General features: G+C 60.8%; 18 protein-coding genes. 6 read left to right on the top strand and 12 right to left on the bottom strand.

Annotation, left to right across the window (positions count from 1 at the left end; all coding sequences use genetic code 11):
- Nucleotides 1-6 precede the first annotated feature (6 nt).
- From KGB28_RS29960 to miaB, 4 genes are all read right to left on the bottom strand, one after another.
- Nucleotides 7-846, bottom strand: coding sequence for an HlyC/CorC family transporter (locus KGB28_RS29960; protein ID WP_008022962.1), 840 nt, complete (start codon nucleotides 844-846; stop codon nucleotides 7-9).
- A 5-nt stretch (nucleotides 847-851) separates the two neighbouring features.
- Nucleotides 852-1,346 carry an rRNA maturation RNase YbeY gene (gene ybeY, locus KGB28_RS29955; RefSeq protein ID WP_151214177.1) on the bottom strand — a complete coding sequence of 165 codons (495 nt, stop codon included), beginning with the start codon at nucleotides 1,344-1,346 and terminating at the stop codon, nucleotides 852-854.
- The gene (locus KGB28_RS29950) at nucleotides 1,339-2,346 is read right to left on the bottom strand and encodes a PhoH family protein (protein WP_008022966.1); all 1,008 of its coding nucleotides are present in this window, start codon (nucleotides 2,344-2,346) and stop codon (nucleotides 1,339-1,341) included. Before KGB28_RS29950 ends, ybeY begins: the two co-directional genes overlap by 8 nt.
- 214 nt (nucleotides 2,347-2,560) lie before the next feature.
- A complete protein-coding gene (gene miaB / locus KGB28_RS29945) occupies nucleotides 2,561-3,889 on the bottom strand; it encodes a tRNA (N6-isopentenyl adenosine(37)-C2)-methylthiotransferase MiaB (protein ID WP_191629429.1) in 1,329 nt (442 codons plus the stop codon).
- Nucleotides 3,890-4,022: 133 nt separating this feature from the next.
- Here miaB and KGB28_RS29940 point away from each other — a divergent pair, with 133 nt between their 5' ends.
- The gene (locus KGB28_RS29940; protein WP_008052403.1) at nucleotides 4,023-4,352 is read left to right on the top strand and encodes a DUF1820 family protein; all 330 of its coding nucleotides are present in this window, start codon (nucleotides 4,023-4,025) and stop codon (nucleotides 4,350-4,352) included.
- A gap of 22 nt (nucleotides 4,353-4,374) precedes the next feature.
- Here KGB28_RS29940 and KGB28_RS29935 read toward each other — a convergent pair whose 3' ends face one another.
- The 4 genes from KGB28_RS29935 to KGB28_RS29920 all read right to left on the bottom strand — a co-directional run bounded on the left by KGB28_RS29935 (nucleotide 4,375) and on the right by KGB28_RS29920 (nucleotide 7,918).
- On the bottom strand, nucleotides 4,375-4,929 hold the full coding sequence (locus KGB28_RS29935) for a tetratricopeptide repeat protein (RefSeq protein WP_223449063.1): 555 nt from the start codon (nucleotides 4,927-4,929) through the stop codon (nucleotides 4,375-4,377).
- 224 nt (nucleotides 4,930-5,153) lie between these two features.
- The gene (gene hemL / locus KGB28_RS29930) at nucleotides 5,154-6,437 is read right to left on the bottom strand and encodes a glutamate-1-semialdehyde 2,1-aminomutase (protein ID WP_056728829.1); all 1,284 of its coding nucleotides are present in this window, start codon (nucleotides 6,435-6,437) and stop codon (nucleotides 5,154-5,156) included.
- Nucleotides 6,438-6,465: 28 nt separating this feature from the next.
- Nucleotides 6,466-7,089, bottom strand: a complete 624-nt coding sequence (gene thiE, locus KGB28_RS29925; RefSeq protein ID WP_223449062.1) for a thiamine phosphate synthase — start codon at nucleotides 7,087-7,089, stop codon at nucleotides 6,466-6,468.
- Nucleotides 7,090-7,120: 31 nt separating this feature from the next.
- Complete coding sequence (locus tag KGB28_RS29920) at nucleotides 7,121-7,918, bottom strand: hydroxymethylpyrimidine/phosphomethylpyrimidine kinase (RefSeq protein ID WP_057713171.1); 798 nt, start codon at nucleotides 7,916-7,918, stop codon at nucleotides 7,121-7,123.
- A gap of 304 nt (nucleotides 7,919-8,222) precedes the next feature.
- Between KGB28_RS29920 and KGB28_RS29915 the strand changes: the two genes are divergently transcribed.
- The 4 genes from KGB28_RS29915 to KGB28_RS29900 all read left to right on the top strand — a co-directional run bounded on the left by KGB28_RS29915 (nucleotide 8,223) and on the right by KGB28_RS29900 (nucleotide 14,713).
- Nucleotides 8,223-10,586: a hybrid sensor histidine kinase/response regulator gene (locus KGB28_RS29915; RefSeq protein WP_223449061.1), complete on the top strand. Its 2,364-nt coding sequence runs from the start codon at nucleotides 8,223-8,225 to the stop codon at nucleotides 10,584-10,586.
- Nucleotides 10,587-10,681: 95 nt separating this feature from the next.
- A complete protein-coding gene (locus tag KGB28_RS29910; RefSeq protein ID WP_223449060.1) occupies nucleotides 10,682-12,331 on the top strand; it encodes an acyl-CoA dehydrogenase family protein in 1,650 nt (549 codons plus the stop codon).
- Nucleotides 12,332-12,506: 175 nt separating this feature from the next.
- The gene (gene amn, locus KGB28_RS29905; protein WP_223449059.1) at nucleotides 12,507-14,006 is read left to right on the top strand and encodes an AMP nucleosidase; all 1,500 of its coding nucleotides are present in this window, start codon (nucleotides 12,507-12,509) and stop codon (nucleotides 14,004-14,006) included.
- Between the two features lie 71 nt (nucleotides 14,007-14,077).
- On the top strand, nucleotides 14,078-14,713 hold the full coding sequence (locus KGB28_RS29900) for a pseudouridine synthase (protein WP_223449058.1): 636 nt from the start codon (nucleotides 14,078-14,080) through the stop codon (nucleotides 14,711-14,713).
- Here the strand turns inward: KGB28_RS29900 and KGB28_RS29895 are convergent.
- Nucleotides 14,708-14,917 carry a DUF2788 domain-containing protein gene (locus KGB28_RS29895; protein WP_007937369.1) on the bottom strand — a complete coding sequence of 70 codons (210 nt, stop codon included), beginning with the start codon at nucleotides 14,915-14,917 and terminating at the stop codon, nucleotides 14,708-14,710. The two genes, KGB28_RS29900 and KGB28_RS29895, sit on opposite strands and share 6 nt — an antisense overlap.
- 199 nt (nucleotides 14,918-15,116) lie before the next feature.
- Nucleotides 15,117-15,596, bottom strand: coding sequence for an Lrp/AsnC family transcriptional regulator (locus KGB28_RS29890; protein ID WP_007937367.1), 480 nt, complete (start codon nucleotides 15,594-15,596; stop codon nucleotides 15,117-15,119).
- 437 nt (nucleotides 15,597-16,033) lie between these two features.
- Between KGB28_RS29890 and KGB28_RS29885 the strand changes: the two genes are divergently transcribed.
- Nucleotides 16,034-17,083: a DUF6515 family protein gene (locus KGB28_RS29885; protein ID WP_223449057.1), complete on the top strand. Its 1,050-nt coding sequence runs from the start codon at nucleotides 16,034-16,036 to the stop codon at nucleotides 17,081-17,083.
- On the opposite strand, the gene KGB28_RS29880 is transcribed toward KGB28_RS29885, so the two are convergent.
- Nucleotides 17,077-17,973 carry a cation diffusion facilitator family transporter gene (locus KGB28_RS29880; protein WP_223449056.1) on the bottom strand — a complete coding sequence of 299 codons (897 nt, stop codon included), beginning with the start codon at nucleotides 17,971-17,973 and terminating at the stop codon, nucleotides 17,077-17,079. The two genes, KGB28_RS29885 and KGB28_RS29880, sit on opposite strands and share 7 nt — an antisense overlap.
- A 41-nt stretch (nucleotides 17,974-18,014) precedes the next feature.
- Nucleotides 18,015-18,434, bottom strand: a complete 420-nt coding sequence (locus tag KGB28_RS29875) for a polyribonucleotide nucleotidyltransferase (RefSeq protein WP_150726978.1) — start codon at nucleotides 18,432-18,434, stop codon at nucleotides 18,015-18,017.
- Nucleotides 18,435-18,451: the final 17 nt, after the last annotated feature.

Genomic DNA, 18,451 nt, shown 5'->3' with positions numbered 1-18,451 from the left:
CAATCCTTAGCGAGCAATGGGCGTCAGGCGAAGCAAGTGAATCCGACGGCTGTCGGCGTTCAGGATGCGGAAACGGTACGGGCCGATTTCAGTGATTTCGTTGCGTTTTGGCAAATGCCCGAACGCGCTCATCACCAGGCCGCCGACGGTGTCGAACTCATCGTCGGAGAATTCGCTGTCGAAGAACTCGTTGAAGTTCTCGATCGGCGTCAGGGCCTTGATCAGGAAATCACCGCTGGGCAGCGGCTTGATGTAGCTGTCTTCTTCGACGTCGTGTTCGTCTTCGATGTCGCCGACGATCTGTTCCAGCACGTCTTCGATGGTCACCAAGCCGGCCACGCCACCGTACTCGTCAATGACGATGGCCATGTGATTGTGGTTGGCGCGAAATTCGCGCAGCAGCACGTTAAGGCGCTTGGACTCCGGCACGAAGGTGGCCGGGCGCAGCAGGTCCTTGATATTGAAGTTGTCGCCGTTCTCCTTGAGGATCAGCGGCAGCAAGTCCTTGGCCAGCAACACGCCCATCACGTCATCGTGGCTTTCGCCGATCACCGGGTAGCGGGAGTGGGCCGAGTCGACCACGGCGGGCAGGAACTCGCGGGGTGTCTGGGTCGCCTTGATGCTGACCATCTGCGAGCGCGGGACCATGATGTCCCGGACCTGCAAGTCAGCCACCTGGATGGCGCCTTCGACGATGGCCAGCGCTTCGCTGTCCAGCAGTTTGTTCTGGTGTGCATCGCGCAGCAGCTCCAGCAGCTCCTGGCGGTTTTTCGGCTCGTGGGCAAAAGCCTGGGTGAGCTTACCCAGCCATGACTTCTGCCCGTTGCTCGATCGATCTTCGCTCATAGCGATTACTCTGAATCCTTTGTTGTTTCGGTAGGGGATACATCTGCTTCGTCGTCCGCGTACGGATCGGGAAAGCCCAACTCTGCAAGCAACGTTCGTTCCAGTGCTTCCATTTCTTCGGCTTCCTCGTCATCAATATGGTCGTAACCAAGCAGATGCAAGCAGCCGTGAATCACCAGGTGTGCCCAATGGGCCTTGAGCTCCTTGCCCTGTTCAGCGGCTTCGCGCTCGACCACGGCCACGCAGATCACCAGATCGCCCAGCAGCGGGATGTCGAGGAACTCATCCGGCACGTCGGCCGGGAATGACAAGACGTTAGTTGCGTAATCCTTTTGCCGCCAGGTGTGGTTCAGCTCGCGTCCTTCAGCTTCGTCGACCAGACGAATGGTCATCTCCGAGTCGGCGGTGCGCTGGCGCAAAGCCAGTTCGCACCACTGGCGGAACTCGGCTTCGCTGGGGGCGCAGGCTTCGGTGGCGATTTGCAGGTCAAGCTCAAGCATCGCGGCGGCTATCCTTGGCGGCGGCATCATCGGCCGCTTTGGTTTCGAAGCGCTCGTAGGCTTCGACGATGCGCTGCACCAATGGATGGCGCACGACGTCCTTGGGCTGGAAATGGGTGAAGCTGATCCCCGGCACATCCTTGAGCACTTCAATCACGTGGTGCAGGCCGGACTTGGTGCCGCGTGGCAGGTCGACCTGGGTGATGTCCCCGGTGATGACGGCCGTGGAGCCGAAGCCGATCCGGGTCAGGAACATCTTCATTTGCTCGACCGTGGTGTTCTGGCTTTCGTCGAGAATGATGAAGCTGTTGTTCAGCGTACGGCCGCGCATGTAGGCCAGGGGTGCGACTTCGATTACCTGGCGCTCGATCAGCTTGGCAACGTATTCGAAGCCGAGCATTTCGTAGAGCGCGTCGTAGAGCGGGCGCAGGTACGGGTCGATTTTTTGCGACAGGTCGCCGGGCAGGAAGCCGAGTTTTTCACCCGCTTCGACTGCCGGACGCACCAGCAGGATGCGGCGAATCTGCTCGCGCTCCAGTGCATCTACCGCGCAGGCCACAGCCAGGTAGGTCTTGCCGGTACCGGCCGGGCCGATGCCGAAGTTGATGTCGTTACCGAGGATTTCCTTCACGTAGCGCAGCTGATTCAAGCCACGGGGGCGAATCATGCCTTTCTTGGTGCGCAGGGCCACGGACGGTTCGGCGGGGGAGTGATTGTCCAGCTGCTCTACGGCCGATTCCTGCAGGAACAGGTGCACCATGTCCGGCGACAGCTCGGTACCCTTGGTTTCCCGGTACAGGCGGCGCAGGAGGTTTTCCGCGGAGGTGGTGTGTTTGGGTTCGCCGATCAGCTCGAACTGGTTTCCGCGATTGCGGATCTCGATGGTCAGGCGCTGTTCGATCAAGCGCAGGTGCTCGTCGAATTGCCCGCACAGATTGGCGAAGCGACGAGCTTCAAAAGGCTCGAGGATAAAACGATGTGGTTCTATGGGTGCGTTCAAGGTCGTATTTAGCCGCCCTGGGGCAATAGTGATGAATCAAGGATAGCGCCAGTGGGCAGGGCGCGAAAGCTCTTATACAGACCAAGTTGATTCACTGGCCTGGCGCTGTCCCTGTGGGAGCGGGCTTGCTCGCGAAGAGGGTGTGTCAGTCGACAATAATGTAGCTGACAGACCGCATTCGCGAGCAAGCCCGCTCCCACAGGGATCTTCGGTGTTACTGGATCAACGAACCCCGCAACGAGTGCGGTTGTGCTGCATCGATGTGCACATCCGCGAACTGGCCGATCAGGGTCGGATTGTCGCAGCGGAAGTTGACGATACGATTATTCTCGGTCCGGCCTTGCAGCTCGCCCGGGTCCTTTTTCGAGTAATCGGTCACAAGGATCCGCTGGATCGAACCGACCATTTGTCGGCTGATCTCGAAACCTTGCTGATTCAAGCGATGTTGCAGGGCATTCAGGCGTTCTTTCTTCAGTTCTTCCGGGGTGTCATCGGCCAGATCGGCGGCCGGTGTGCCCGGACGCTGGCTGTAGACGAACGAGTAGGAAAAGTCGAAACCCACGTCGGCAATCAGCTTCATGGTCTGTTCGAAGTCTTTTTCGGTCTCGCCCGGGAAACCGACGATGAAGTCCGAGCTGATGCAGATCCCTGGCACCGCGGCACGCAACTTGCGCAGCTTGGATTTGTATTCAAGCGCGGTGTGGTTGCGCTTCATCGCCGCGAGGATGCGGTCCGAGCCTGATTGCACCGGCAAGTGCAGGTGCTTGACCAGCTCCGGCACGTCGGCGTGGGCCTGGATCAGGCTGTCGGAGAACTCCAGCGGATGCGACGTGGTGTAACGGATGCGGTCGATGCCATCGACCGCGGCGACCACGCGGATCAGCTCGGCCAGGTCAGCCAGGCGCCCGTCATGGGTGAGGCCGCGATAGCCGTTGACGTTCTGCCCCAGCAGCGTCACTTCGCGCACGCCGTTTTCAGCCAGGTGAATGATCTCGGCAAGCACGTCGTCGAACGGCCGGCTGACCTCTTCGCCACGGGTGTAGGGCACCACGCAGAAGGTGCAGTACTTGCTGCAACCTTCCATCACCGACACGTAAGCGCTCGGGCCGTCAATGCGGGGCTCGGGCAAATGGTCGAATTTTTCGATTTCCGGGAACGAGACGTCGACTTGCGGCAGCTTGCTGATGCGCGCGGCGTCGATCATTTCCGGCAGGCGGTGCAGGGTCTGCGGGCCGAAGACCACGTCGACGTACGGCGCGCGATCACGGATGGCCGCGCCTTCCTGGCTGGCCACGCAACCGCCGACGGCGATCACCATGTCCGGGTTGGCCAGCTTCAGTTCGCGCCAGCGACCGAGCTGGGAGTAGACACGGTCCTGTGCACGCTCGCGGATCGAACAGGTGTTGAGCAGGATCACGTCGGCGTCTTCAGCGCGGGCGGTGACTTCCAGGGCCTGATGTTCGCCCAGCAGATCGACCATGCGCGAGCTGTCGTACTCGTTCATCTGGCAACCGTGGGTTTCGATGTAAAGCTTCTTGGCCATGGAAAGAGTCATCACGTGATTCAAAGAACCGCGCATTATAGGGAACATGTACCCAGGTTCCTACCGCTGCGCGTCCAATGGCTATGCTATAGTTCGCGCCCTCATTTTTATCCCCCGATGTGTTTCGCCTGCCATGACCAAACGTGAAGCTCCAATCTACAAGGTGATTTTCCTCAACCAGGGCCAGGTGTTCGAAATGTACGCCAAGCAGATCTATCAAAGTGATCTGTGGGGCTTTCTGGAAGTGGAAGAGTTCGTCTTTGGCGAGCGCACGCAAGTGGTCGTCGATCCGAGCGAAGAAAAACTCAAGGCTCAGTTCGAAGGCGTGGTGCGCAGTTTTGTGCCGATGCATTCGATCGTGCGTATCGACGAAGTCGAGCGTATGGGAACACCGAAAATCAGCGAAGCCCGTGGCGCGGTCGGCAATGTCATGCCGTTTCCGATGCCGATGCCTGAGAAGTAAGCCACCTCGCAGTCAGCAGTGCTCAGGGCAATGGCGAAAACGGCGTGCGCCCGTCAGCGCTCTGCAATTCCATCAAATATTTACGGAAGATTTGCCCGAGCACCTGGGTAGCAAGCTCCAGTTCTTCGCGGGGCATTTTTTCGGTGACTTCGTCGGCGGTGTCCAGGGCATCTTCGGCGCCATTGACCGCCGCCATCTTCAGCAGGATGTACGCCTGAACGTTATTGGCTGGCACGCCTTCGCCGTGGAAGAACATGGTGCCGAGTTTGAATTGTGCCTGGGCGTGGCCTTGCAGCGAGGCCTTTTCGAAATAACTCAGGGCTTGATTGAGGTCGCGCGGCGTGTTTTTGCCTTCGTAGTAGAACTCACCCAACTCGTATTGCGCTTGCGCATCCCCTTCTTCCGACGCTTTCTGGCAGGCGGCGAGCGCCTGTTCCAGGTCTTGCGGCTGGGTATTGAGGGTGCAGCGACCCATCGCTGGGATTAACAACGAGTTGCCGCCTGCTTGTGCGTGCGCGAGCAGGGGCTGAAGAAGCAACAGGCAGCCCAGTGCAAGGGTGCGGCCGGTGCGGTTCATGGGAATCGACTTACCTCTGAAGGGCGCGCGGACCCATCGAGGGATCCAATAAGCGCGCATTATGAAATAAGCAGGGCCAACCTTACAAAGTCTTTACTCGTTTTTCTGCTGCGCGGGAAATTTATCGCCCACTTTGCGGGGGATTATTAGCAGATGAGTAGGAAAAAACGCGGGGATGCAGGCGAAAGCTGACGCTGGCAAGGGCCAACGTCAGCGTTTGAGCGTTACTTCAAGGCCGCGAAGGCGCGCTCGGCGGCGTCCAGGGTCAGCTTCAGTTCAGCTTCGCCGTGGGCGATTGAAGTGAAACCGGCTTCGAATGCGCTCGGTGCCAGGTACACGCCACCTTCGAGCATCAGGTGGAAGAAGCGGCCGAACAGGGCTGCGTCGCTGGCCATGACGTCATCAAAAGTAACGATGTCGTCGGCACCGCTGAAGTACAGGCCGAACATGCCGCCGGCCTGGGTGGTCACGAACGGAATGCCGGCCGCATCGGCGCGCTGTTGCAGACCGTCGAGCAGGCGAGTGGTGTAGTCGGTCAGCTCGGCGTGGAAGCCCGGGCGGCTGATCAGGCGCAGGGTAGTCAGGCCGGCGGCCATCGCCAGCGGGTTACCGGACAGCGTACCGGCCTGGTAGACCGGGCCCAGCGGGGCGATGCGCTGCATGATTTCGCGCTTGCCACCGAAGCAGCCGACCGGCATGCCGCCACCGATGATCTTGCCGAAGGTGGTCAGGTCCGGTGTCACGCCGTAGTACGCCTGGGCGCCGCCGAGGGCGACACGGAAGCCGGTCATCACTTCGTCGAAAATCAGCACCACGCCGTGCTTGTCGCACAGGGTCCGCAGGCCTTCGAGGAAACCCGGTGCCGGCGGCACGCAGTTCATGTTGCCGGCCACTGGCTCGACGATGATGCAGGCCACGTCCTGGCCGACTTCGGCGAGCATGGTTTCTACCGCGTCGATGTCGTTGAACGGCAGGGTCAGGGTGTGTTTGGCGAATGCCGCCGGAACACCGGCCGAACTCGGTACGCCCTGGGTCAGTGCGCCGGAACCGGCCTTGACCAGCAGGCTGTCGGAGTGACCGTGGTAGCAGCCTTCGAACTTGATGATGCTGTCGCGGCCGGTGAAGCCACGGGCCAGGCGGATAGCGCTCATGGTCGCTTCGGTGCCGGAGCTGACCATGCGCACCATTTCCATCGACGGCACCAGCGAGCAGACCAGATCGGCCATCTGGGTTTCCATCTCGGTCGGGGCACCGTAGGACAGGCCGTGCTCAAGCTGCTTGCGCACCGCGTCCAGCACGTCCGGGTGGCTGTGGCCGAGGATCATCGGGCCCCAGGAACCGACGTAATCCACATAACGCTTGTCGTCCTCGTCGGTGACGTAGGCGCCTTCGGCGTGCTTGAAGAACAACGGCGTGCCGCCGACGCTCTTGAACGCGCGAACCGGCGAGTTCACGCCACCGGGAATGTGTTTCTGGGCATTGGCAAACAACGTTTCGGAACGAGACATGATCGGGCTCTCAAATCAGATTTAAAGCTTAAATAGAAAACAATTCATTGAAGGCGCGGGCGCGGCGGGTTACCTCAGCCGTGCTCTCGGCGCCAAACAGGCCATGCACTACTGCCAGCAGATCGACGCCATGGGCCACCAGCGGAGCGGCGTTATCCAGGGTGATGCCGCCGATCGCGCAGATCGGCAGGTGCAATTGCTTGCGGGCCTGGTCGAGCAGGTCGAGGCTACAGGTCGGTGCGCCGGGCTTGGTGTTCGAATTGAAGAAGCGGCCGAAGGCGACATAGCTGGCACCTTCCTTGGCGGCCTGTTCGGCCAGTTCGAGCTGCGCGTGGCAGGTCGAACCGATGATCGCCTGACGCCCGAGCAGTGCTCGGGCCGGAGTCAGCGGGCCGTCGGTCTGGCCCAGGTGTACGCCCACGTTCAGGCGTGCCGCCAACTCGGCGTCGTCGTTGATGATCAACTGCGTCTTGTAGCGTTCGCACAGCTCGCGCAAGGCTTCGGCCTCACGCAGGCGGCGGGCCTCGTTGCTGCTCTTGTCGCGGTATTGCAGCAAGGTGACGCCGCCTTCCAGCGCCGCCTCCACGTACTTGAGCAACTTACCGTCCAGCAAATGGCTGTCGGTAATGGCGTACAGGCCACGTAGTTTCATCGGACAAGCCTCACCGCATTACAAATAGAAGTTACGAACAGAAATCCAGTGGCAAACGGCGCGGCACAAACTGGCCTTTGCCCAGCTGCTCGGCATCACGCAGGGTCCGCCATGTGTAGTTAAGCGCGGTCTGTACGGCACTGGCGAGGTTTTCGCCTTGGGCCAGACGACCGGCCAGCGCACTGGCCAGGGTGCAGCCGGAACCGTGATAGCTGCCCGGCAAGCGCTGGCAGGTAAAGGTTTCGCGCAAGCCGTCGCGGCTGTACAGGCGATTGTGGATTTCGGTTTCGTCGCCATGGCCGCCGGTGATCAGCAGGTGTTTGACGAACGGCAAGAGTTTTTCAGCGCACTCGTCCGCGGTGCCTTCTGGCAGTTCGGCGAGGATACGGGCTTCGGGAAGGTTGGGGGTCGCAATGATCGACAAAGGCAGCAGGCGTTCGCGCATGGCATAGCCGACTTCGTCCTTGCCCAGGCGTCCGCCGCCGCCGGCGCGCAGCACCGGGTCGCAGACCACTGGCAAATGCGGGTGCGCCGAAAGCAGTTCGACCACGGTGTCGACCATTTCCAGGGAACCGAGCATGCCCAGTTTGACCGCAGCGACTTCGGAGTCGTTGAGCACGGCATTGGCCTGGGCCAGTACCCACTCACGGTCGAGGACGCGGAAGTCAGTGACATTGACGGTGTCTTGCACGGTCAGCGCGGTGACGGCCGGAGCCGCATGGCAACCCTGAGCGAGCAGGGCTTCGATATCTGCCTGCAAGCCGGCGCCACCACTTGGGTCGTGGCCGGAGAGACAGAGGACAACGGGGCGAGAGCTGTAGATATTCATGGTGCGCGAGCTTACCACCAAACCTGTTTTGCGGGTGTTGTGGCAGTGCAGTTGATCGATACATTGTGGCGAGGGGACGGGTCCCCTCGCCACAGTGATTTCCCTGCCATTGATAATCGTTCATTGATATCGCTGGAACGCCCGTTCTAGAGCCTTTTCAGGAAAAATTTCAATGGTGTTTAATGGCTATCAACAGCTATGCTAAAGTGGATCCAAACCAATAACAGGTGATACCGGTTTTACGTCTGCTCAAAAGGAATGGGGGGCTTCCTGACAGAACCGGACAGGCCACGCTGGGGCTTCAATGCACTATTTGCTGATGTTGCTGTTGTGTTTGCCCCTCCTGGCAAACGCCGTCGAGTTCGATGAGTCCACTCAAAGCCTCCCCTTGGGCCGTACCCTGCAGGTCTATGAGGACGCAGGTGGTCAGGCAACCATCGCGGATATCCGTGCACAAGCGACGGCCGGCAACTTCAAGCCGCACCACAAAGACACGCTCAACGCCGGGTACTCGCGTTCAGTGTTCTGGCTGAAAATCGACCTGCATTACCGTCCGGTCAATCCGGCGGCGCAACGGACCTGGCTGCTGGAACTGGCCTATCCACCCCTCGATCATCTCGATCTCTATTTGCCCGATGCAGCCGGCAACTATCAGTTGGTCAGGCAGACCGGCGATGCCTTGCCGTTCGCAAGCCGCGAGATTCATCAGAACAGCTATTTGTTCGACCTGACGTTCAAACCTGACCAGGCCGAAACCGTATTCCTGCGATTGCAAAGCGAAGGCTCGATCCAGGCACCGGTCACCTTGTGGTCGAGCACCGCCTACCTCGAAGAGCAGCCCTTGCGCCTCTACGTACTGGGGCTGATCTATGGCGTGCTGCTGGGGATGCTGGTCTACAACCTGTTCATCTACCTCAGCGTGCGTGACACCAGTTACCTCTACTACATCTTCTATATCGCCTCGTTCGGTTTGTATCAGCTGTCGGTAAACGGTGCGGCCGTGCAGTATTTCTGGCCGGACAGTCCGTGGTGGGCCAATGCTGCGACGCCGTTTTTCATCGGCTGTGCGGGACTGTTCGGCAGTCAGTTCGCCCGCAGTTTCTTGCAGATTTCTACCCACAGTCGCTGGCTCGACCGCTTGTTGCTGGCGCTGGTTGCCTTCGGTGCGCTGGTGGTCGGCCTGTCATTGATGACCAGCTACGCCCTGGCCTTGCGCCTGGCCACGGCCCTGGCGCTGGCATTCACTGTGGTGATTTTTGCCGCCGGGATCTTTGCCTGGCTGCGGGGCCTGCGCGTGGCGCGGTATTTCATCATCGCCTGGTCGGCGTTTTTGCTCGGCGGCATCGTCAATACGCTGATGGTGCTGGGCTACCTGCCGAACGTGTTCCTGACCATGTATTCCAGCCAGATCGGCTCGGCCATCGAAGTGGCCTTGCTGTCCCTGGCGCTGGCCGACCGCATCAACGACATGCGCGAGCAGCAGGCGCAAACGCTGTTCGACGCCAGTCAGAAGCTTGAAGTCCTCAACCAGCAACTGGCTCGCAGCAACAAGCTCAAGGACGAATTCCTTGCCACCCTGACCCACGAACTGCGCACGCCCATGAACGGGGTGATCGGTTCGCTGGAGCTGATGCAGACGGTCGAGATGGACCCGGAGCTCGAGCAGTATCAGCAAACGGCTTCGGGATCGGCGCGGGACATGATGCGCATGGTCAACGGCATCCTCACCCTTACCGAATTGCAGGCCGGAAAACTCAAGGCCTCGGCCGACACCTTCAGTTTGCGCGGTATGGTCGAGGCACTGCGCACGCAGTTCGAGGGCAACGCATCGGGCAAGTCACTGGACTTCAAGGTCGATGTCGCGCCAGGTGTGCCGGATCGTTTGCACGGCGACAACGTCAAGATCGCGCAGTGCCTGGAATGTCTGCTGGATAACGCCATCAAGTTCACCCGGATCGGCGGCCTGGCCTTGCGGGTGACCGGCAAGGCCATTGAGCCCGACCGGCTGGCGTTGACCTTTGCGGTGATCGACACGGGTATTGGTTTCACCGATTTGGGGGAGGCCACGATGTATCAACGGTTCTTCCAGCTCGATGGCTCGATGACCCGTGAATACGGTGGCCTGGGTGTTGGTCTGGCGATTTGCCGACAGTTGATCGAGTTGCTGGGTGGACGCCTGACGCATCGCACCGAGCCAGGACGCGGCAGCCGGTTTCAGCTGGATGTGGAAGTTGGGCTGGCGGTGGCCGAACGTCCGGTGACGCCGTTGATGACCGGGGATTTTCCGCGCCTGCGCTTGCCTCAGGATTGTGCGGTGCTGTTGGTGGATGACAACAGCATCAGCCAGTTGGTGATGCGCGGTATGTTGCTCAAGCTGGGGTTCCGCGTGCGTACGGCCGATAGCGCCTACGTTGCGCTCGATCTCTTGCAGCGCGAAGTGTTTGACGCAGTGCTGGTCGATTGTCAGTTGCCGCTGCAGGACGGTGAGTCGGTGTGCTGCCAGATCCGCGCGTTGCCGGGTTATACCGAACTGCCGCTGTTCATGATCGCTCTGGGCGGTGACCGTGAGCGCTGCTCGATCGGCGCGGTGATTGATCACTTGAGCAAACCGGTGAAATTCGAAGACTTGCAGGCTGCGCTCTACCGCCGCGTGCTCTGCTCGCAATAGGGCGAAAGCGCCGACAGTTAGGCGTATATGACACTTTTTTCAGCCGGGGGGCGGTGCTTAACTGAAGTCCCTTGGCCGACCAAAGGAGCCCTGTCATGAACCTGCATCAGTTCGCCGAAACCCATGAAGTCACCAACCAGCCACCGTCACTGGACGGCGCCAACCTGTACCGCATCGACTTGCCGTTGCAGGAATGGTCGCGGCGGTTCGGGGCCGGTTGGGCCGAATCGCGGATCGACGCCTATGGCGCGCTGGCCGGTGGCCCGTTGATGGAAGCCGGGTTCCTCGCCAATCAGAACAAGCCGGTGTTCAACAGCCATGACCGGTTTGGACATCGCATCGACCTGGTGGAATTTCATCCGGCCTATCACCAATTGATGCGTACGGCGGTCGAGCACGGCCTGACCTCGCTGCCCTGGGCGCACCCGCAGGACGGCGCCCATGTGGCCCGTGCCGCCATGACTTACTTACACAGCCAGGCCGAGGCCGGCAGCGGCTGCCCGCTGACCATGACCTTCGCCAGCGTTCCGGCCATGCGTCTGCAACCGGACCTGGCGGAAAAGTGGCTGCCGAAAATCCTCGCCACCGAATACGACCCGCGCAACGTCGGCATGGCCCACAAGGCCGGGGTCACCATCGGCATGGCCATGACCGAGAAGCAGGGCGGCACCGATGTGCGGGCCAATACCACCAAGGCGTATCCGGTCGGTGCCAGCGGTCCGGGCCAGGCCTATGAACTGGTGGGGCACAAGTGGTTTTGCTCGGCACCGATGTGCGACGCCTTCCTGACCCTGGCGCAGACCGACAAGGGCCTGACCTGTTTCCTGCTGCCGCGCCATCGTCCGGACGACACGCGCAATCAGTTCTATATCCAGCGCCTGAAGAACAAGCTCGGCAATTGCTCCAACGCTTCCAGCGAAGTGGAGTTCCGTGGCGCACTGGCGTGGATGGTCGGTGAAGAGGGCCGTGGCGTTCCGACGATCATCGAGATGGTCGCCATGACCCGCTTCGATTGCATGGTCGGTTCCAGTTCGCTGATGCGTCAGGCGCTGACCCAGGCCAGCCATCACTGCGCTCACCGTTCGGTTGGCGGCAAGCTGCTCAGCGAACAGCCGTTGATGCAGAACGTGCTGGCGGATCTGGCGCTGGAAAGCGAAGCCGCCCTGGCCTTGAGCCTGCGCATGGGCCGGGCCCTGGATCATCTGGACGATTCGCAGGAAGCCAAGTTCGCCCGGCTGGTGACGGCGGTGGGCAAGTACTGGATCTGCAAGCGGGCGCCGGCCATGATCAACGAAGCGGCCGAATGCATGGGTGGTGCGGGTTATGTCGAAGACAGCATCCTGCCGCGCCTCTACCGTGAAGCGCCGGTGAATTCGACCTGGGAAGGCTCCGGCAACGTGCAGTGCCTCGACGTGCTGCGTGCCCTGTCGAAAGAGCCGGGTGTGCTCGATGCGCTGTTCAGCGAGTTGGGCGATGGCCATGGCGACAAGCGCCTGGCGGCGCACATCAGCCAGATGCAGGCGGCCTTCAAGGACACCAGCGACATTCAGTACCGTGCCCGCCAACTGACTGAAGACATCGCGCTGGGGTTGCAGGCGAAGTTGTTGCTGGAAGCAGGGAATGCGGTGGTCAGTGATGCGTTTATTGCAAGTCGTCTGGATGGTGGCGGCCGAGTGTATGGCGCATTGCCACGCGGTCTGGATGTGGAAGCCATTGTCGCTCGCTCGACTCCACAAGGCTTCTGATCACGACTGACCCGGCACCGCAAACCTCTGTGGGAGCGAGCTTGCTCGCGATGACGGATTAACATTCAACAGTGATGTTGACTGATAGGCCGCTATCGCGAGCAAGCTCGCTCCCACAGTTGTTCTCTGTACACAGTCAACGCCACTGTTCCCGTGAAGCGACGATGCAGGCAAGATGAAGGTCTGCAAGTCAGAACACAGGATGCTGATCGTGACCGAAGCTTTTATTGTCGTTCAAACCGCCGAGCAAGCCGTGGACCGGCTTGCACACTTGCACAATCGTGCAACCACCGCGCTGAGTCAGGCGCTCAAGCGTTACCTCAAGGATCGCGTTGAGCCTGATGCCGAACAGCGATCGTTATTCCGTTATCCCGAACTGCGACTGACCTACCACTGCCAGGGCGAAGTCCCGCAGACCACCCGAGCCTACGCCAAAGTCCAGCTGCCGGGCACCTACAGCGTCACCGTCACCCATCCATCGGCTTTCCGTAAATACCTGCTGGAACAGCTCGTTCCGCTGATGCACGACTTCACCGTGACCGTCGAAGTCGGTGTCAGTCAGCAGAACATCCCGTATCCGTATGTGGTCGAGCAGGGCGATGAGCTGGGAGGTTCCGGCGTCACCGCCGCTGTGCTGGCGCGAGTGTTCCCGAGTACCGACCTGTCGGCGGCGACCGACGGTATTGCCGACGGTTTGTACGATTGGGAAAACACCGATCCGCTGCCCCTGGCGCTGTTCGATGCCGCGCGGGTGGATTTCTCCCTGCGCCGACTGGTGCATTACACCGGCAGCGACTGGCGTCATGTGCAGCCGTGGATCCTGCTGACCAACTATCACCGCTACGTCGACCAGTTCATCGTCCATGGTCTGGAACAATTGCGCAGCGATCCGCGTTTTGTGCGCATGGTCCTGCCGGGCAACGTGATCATCGAAAAGAGCATGGATCACGGCGAAGCCTCGGCGATTGCCGCCGGGGTGGTCTGGCACCGCTACCAGATGCCGGCCTATCACCTGATCGCCAGTGACGGCCACGGTGTGACCCTGGTCAACATCGGTGTCGGCCCGTCCAACGCCAAGAACATCACCGACCACCTGGCCGTGCTGCGCCCGCATTGCTGGCTGATGATCGGTCACTGCGGCGGCCTGCGCCAGTCGCAGACCATTGGCGATTACGTGCTGGCCCACGCCTACATGCGTCGCGACGGGATTCTCGACCGGGTAGTGCCGCCGAACATTCCGATTCCGGCGTTGGCCGAAGTGCAGCTCGCGCTTCAGCAGGCGGCGGCCAACGTCACCGGCGAGAAGGGCGACGAACTGAAGAAACGCCTGCGTACCGGCACCGTGCTGACCTACGACGACCGTAACTGGGAGCTGCGCTGGGCGCAGGAACGGCCGCTGATCAACCTGTCCCGCGCCGTGGCGGTGGACATGGAAAGCGGCACGATTGCCGCGCAGGGTTATCGTTTGCGGGTGCCGTACGGTACGTTGCTGTGCGTCTCGGACAAGCCACTGCACAGCGAAATCAAGCTGCCGGGCTCGGCGAACGCCTTCTATGAACGCGCGGTCAGCCAGCACTTGAAGATCGGGATCGAGGCGGTCGATCTGTTGCGCACCGAACTCAACTCGCTGCACTCACGCAAACTACGCAGCTTCGACGAGCCGCCGTTCCGCTAACGGTTGTCATGGTCATTTGGCGATCAGGGCACTAGCATTAGCAGCCCTGATCGTTAGATGTTCACTTCGCCATGTCCCATCCTCAACGCCCCGTTTCCCGCCGCCCTGGCGCGAAACCCTCTCCTTCAGCCCCGCGCCGTGTCGCCAAGGCACCGCCGTCTGAGCCGAAGCTGATCCTGTTCAACAAACCGTTCGATGTGCTGACGCAATTCAGTGATGGCGAAGGGCGCGCGACGCTCAAGGATTACATCGATGTACCGGGAATCTATCCGGCCGGACGGCTGGACCGCGACAGCGAAGGCTTGTTATTGCTGACCAACGACGGCCAGCTTCAGGCGCGGATCGCCGACCCGAAACACAAGCTGGCCAAGACCTATTGGGTACAGGTCGAGGGCGAGCCGAGTGCCGAGCAGTTGCAGCGTCTGCGCGATGGCGTGGAGTTGAACGATGGCATGACCTTGCCCGCCGAGGCGCGGCAACTGGACGAGCCTGAGCTGTGGCCACGCAACCCGCCCGTACGCTTTCGCAAAAGCGTGCCGACCAGCTGGCTGGAACTGGTGATTCGCGAAGGGCGTAACCGTCAGGTACGGCGCATGACCGCGGCGGTCGGCTTGCCGACGTTGCGTCTGGTGCGGGTCAAAATCGGCGACTGGTCGATCGAAGGGCTCGATCAGGGCCAGTGGAAGGAAGTGCCGGCGCGCTTATAACGTGCCGGATTCGATCAAACCGATCACCACACTCTTGATCACGAACGCCGCCACGCCCAGGCCCAGTACGAAGAACAGAATGAACGAGCCAAAGCGCCCGGCCTTGGACTTCTTCGCCAGATCCCAGACGATGAAACCCATGAAAATGATCAGGATGCTGACCAGTCCGGTCATCATCCACTCTTCGAAAACGGCAGGATCCATCGAACATCTCCAGCGCGGGCGTGGCTAAAAGGGCGCGGGGAGTATACGCCTGCGCGGGTTCGCGCTGTATTGACCTGCGTCGGTGTGTCGCAGTCATTCGTCGCCTGTGCCGGCCTCTTCGCGAGCAGGCTCGCTCCCACAGGGATCTCACATGCGCTGGAGATTCATTGTGGGAGCGAGCCTGCTCGCGAAAGCGTCCTCAACTGCGCAGATGAGTCAAAGGCAGTTCGGTGCTATTCAAAACCTGATTCAGCACAAAACTCGAGCGCACGCTGGTCACGCCTTCAATCCGCGTCAGATGCCCCAGCAACAGTTTCTGGTAGTGATCCATGTCCGGCACTACGACCTTGAGTTGATAGTCGGCATCCATCCCGGTCACCAGGCTGCATTCGAGCACTTGGGGCAGGGTGCGGATGGCCGCTTCGAAATTCTCGAAACGCTCCGGCGTGTGACGGTCCATGCCGATCAACACGTAAGCGGTCAGGCTCAGGCCGAGCATCTTGCGGTCGAGCAGGGCGACCTGGCGGGAAATGTAGCCGTCGTCTTCCAGTTGCTTGACCCGCCGCGAGCACGGCGAAGGCGACAGGCCGATGCGCTCGGCCAGCTCCTGGTTGGAAATGCGTGCGTCGCGCTGCAATTCCGCCAGAATACTCAGGTCATAACGGTCGAGCTTGCTCATCAAATGGTCCTTTGTCGTAACTATTGCGGAGGATTATGTATCTGGGGTTAAAAATTGCGCAAGTGATGTTTAATTCAGCAATCTTCGCAATCCCCTGCCGGTGCTCCCGGCCTATTCTTATCACCAGAATCACTGCTCGGACAAACAGTCCAGTGCGGCTCGCCGAATCAGGCCCGCCGCGGTCGCCACCCCCACCGGGGATGTGCCGGCCCCCGAGCTACACACTGTCCAGAAGACGGCGTGAGGTGAGCCGACGCCACAAGTGTCGAGCCAGGACGAAGTTCTCTAAGGGGAGGCCGACGGGTCTCCCCTTTTTCTTGCGTGGAATTTGACCCGCTGGCCTCAATAAATAAGTTGCGTGACAGATAACCTGTCGCAGAACCGACCTCTGCTTTCCCAGTCTTATGTACAGGCCCTAACCCTCAATGAGGAAAAGCATGAAGTCGCGCATCTGGCGTTTGGCCGGCGTTGGTTTGCTGTGTGTCAGTGTCACCGCGCAAACGATGGCCGATGAGCCGCAAAACCGTGGCCATGATGGCGGGCAACACGGCCAGGGTGGGCATCAGGGCGATAACCAGGGCCATGGTGGCAGCAACCAGCCGCACCCGAAAAATGGCCAGCAGCAGAATCAGCCCCGTGCGCAAAACAACGACAATCGCCAGTACGATCACAACGGCCAGAATCAACGTCAGGGCAATGACCAGAGGCAGAACCTTCCAGCGCCGGATTTCAACAGCCAGGTGCGATCGCCGCTACCCATGCCGCAGATGCCTGCCACTGACATGCCAATCCAGCCCCGGCCCGACACCGTGCGCCAGACCCAGCAGCCGCAGCGCGGTTACTACCAGGATCAGCCGCGTCGCAACGATTACAACCAGCGCTGGAATGGCTACACAGTCGCACCGTCCTATGACAATCACGGGCAGGGGCGCCCGAGTGGCTATGGTAAAGGCTGGGGGCCAGGCCCCAGGTATCGCCCCGGCCAGGTGATCGACCGCTTCCCCGAGCGCAACTACCGTGTGCCTTACCGTGGCATGGATTACTACTATTCCGGTGGCTACTGGTATCGCCCGCTGGGCCCGCGTTATGAGGTGGTAGAGCCACCACGCGGGATTCGCGTCAGATACCTGCCCGATTACGCCCAGCAAGTGTGGATCGGCGGGGTATTGCTGTTTCTCGCGGCCGGTTCGTATTACGCCTATCAAGAAAGCACTCAGGACTACGTTGTGGTCGAGCCGCCGGTTGGTCAACCGCAGTCGCAACCACCAGCCGCCAGTAATGGTTATGACGTGGAGGCGTATCCAGCCAACGGTCAATCGCCGGAGCAGGTCAGTCGGGATGGTTACGAGTGTTATCAATACGCGGTGCAGCAGAGTGGTTTCGATCCACGAACCGCCACTTACCAGCCAGACCCGTCGGTGGTGCAAGTCTACCGACAGGCCCAGGGCAACTGCCTGAGCAGTCGCGGTTATCAGGTGACCTACTGATCCCGGGCGGCTTTCACCACTTCCTTCGGGTCGGCGTGCACCAGTACTTCGGCTCGCGGGTAGGCGCTGTGAATGGCTGCGGCAGCCTGATCGCTGATGCCGTGGGCAACGGATAGCGTCAGTTCCCCCGGCAGCTCCAGATGCAACTGCACAAACCACTGGTTGCCGGAGATGCGCGTGCGCAGGTCATGGGCACCCAGCACGCCAGGCACGCTGCACGCCAGTTCCAACATATGCTGACTGACCTCCGGCGGCAGTTCTTCATCCATCAATACCGCAAAGCTCTCCCGGGCGATCTGCACCGCGCTCCACAGAATGTAGACGGCGATTCCCAGACCGAACCAGGGGTCGACCTGATGCAGTCCAAACCCGGCCAACACCAGCGCGATCAGAATGCTGCCGTTGAGCAGCAGGTCCGAACGGTAGTGCAGCGAGTCGGCACGCACGGCGTTGGAGCCCGTGGCCTTGATCACCCGATGTTGCAGCATCAGCAAGGCCAGGGTCAGGACGAGGGAGAACACAATCACGCCGATACTGATCCACGGCGCGCCGACCGGTTCGGGATGTTTGAGCCGATCAATGGCCTGCAATGCAATCAGTACCGCACTGCCGCCTATGAACAACGCCTGGGCCATGCCCGCCAACGACTCGGCCTTGCCGTGCCCGTAGCGATGATCATTGTCGGCGGGGCGCAGGGCGTAATGCACCGCCAGCAGGTTGAGCAATGACGTGACGCCGTCGAGAGTCGAGTCGGTGAGCCCGGCGAGCATGCTCACCGAGCCGCTCAGCCACCAGGCGATGGCTTTGGCGACGATCAGGATGCACGCCACCGCCACCGAGGCACGGGTCGCCAGCCGCAGCAGGCGGGCGTGTTCGGAGCTGGAGGTCATAGGGGCCATCGTTCCTTGAAGAGTCCTTTCGCGCGTAGGGATTACGCGGCGGGTTGCAGGCCGAACATCGCCAGTTGCTGGGCGCTGCCTTTGCTCTGGATCAGGCGTGGATCGTCCAGCGGGAAGCTGCGGCCGAGTTCACTTTCCAGAATAGTCTGCAACTTGCGGTTATCGACCTTGCCGTCGGCGCCGATGGCTTCCTTGAGTTTTTCCGGTGCAACTTGTGCGGTCTCTCCCGGCGCGTAGTAAATCGCGCCGGTGGCGAAGTCCACGGCAAACGCGATCAGGCCGGGGATGATGTAGAACAGCAGGCCCACGGCGTCGAGCGCGGCGATGGCCGGGTCGATCTTGCCTTCGATCTGGCCACGGCGATCCGGGTAGAAGATCGAACCGCAGGCGGTCACTTGAGTCAGCAAGGTTGCGACCAGAACACCGCCAATCAGGCGAAAGGGAGCACGCATATGAAATCTCCTGAGTA

It is taken from the genome of Pseudomonas sp. BF-R-19, assembly GCF_019956445.1.
Taxonomy (GTDB): Bacteria; Pseudomonadota; Gammaproteobacteria; order Pseudomonadales; family Pseudomonadaceae; genus Aquipseudomonas; species Aquipseudomonas fluorescens_BH.
The sequence above is the reverse complement of the archived record's forward strand: the minus strand, read 5'-3'. Positions and strand labels throughout refer to the sequence as shown.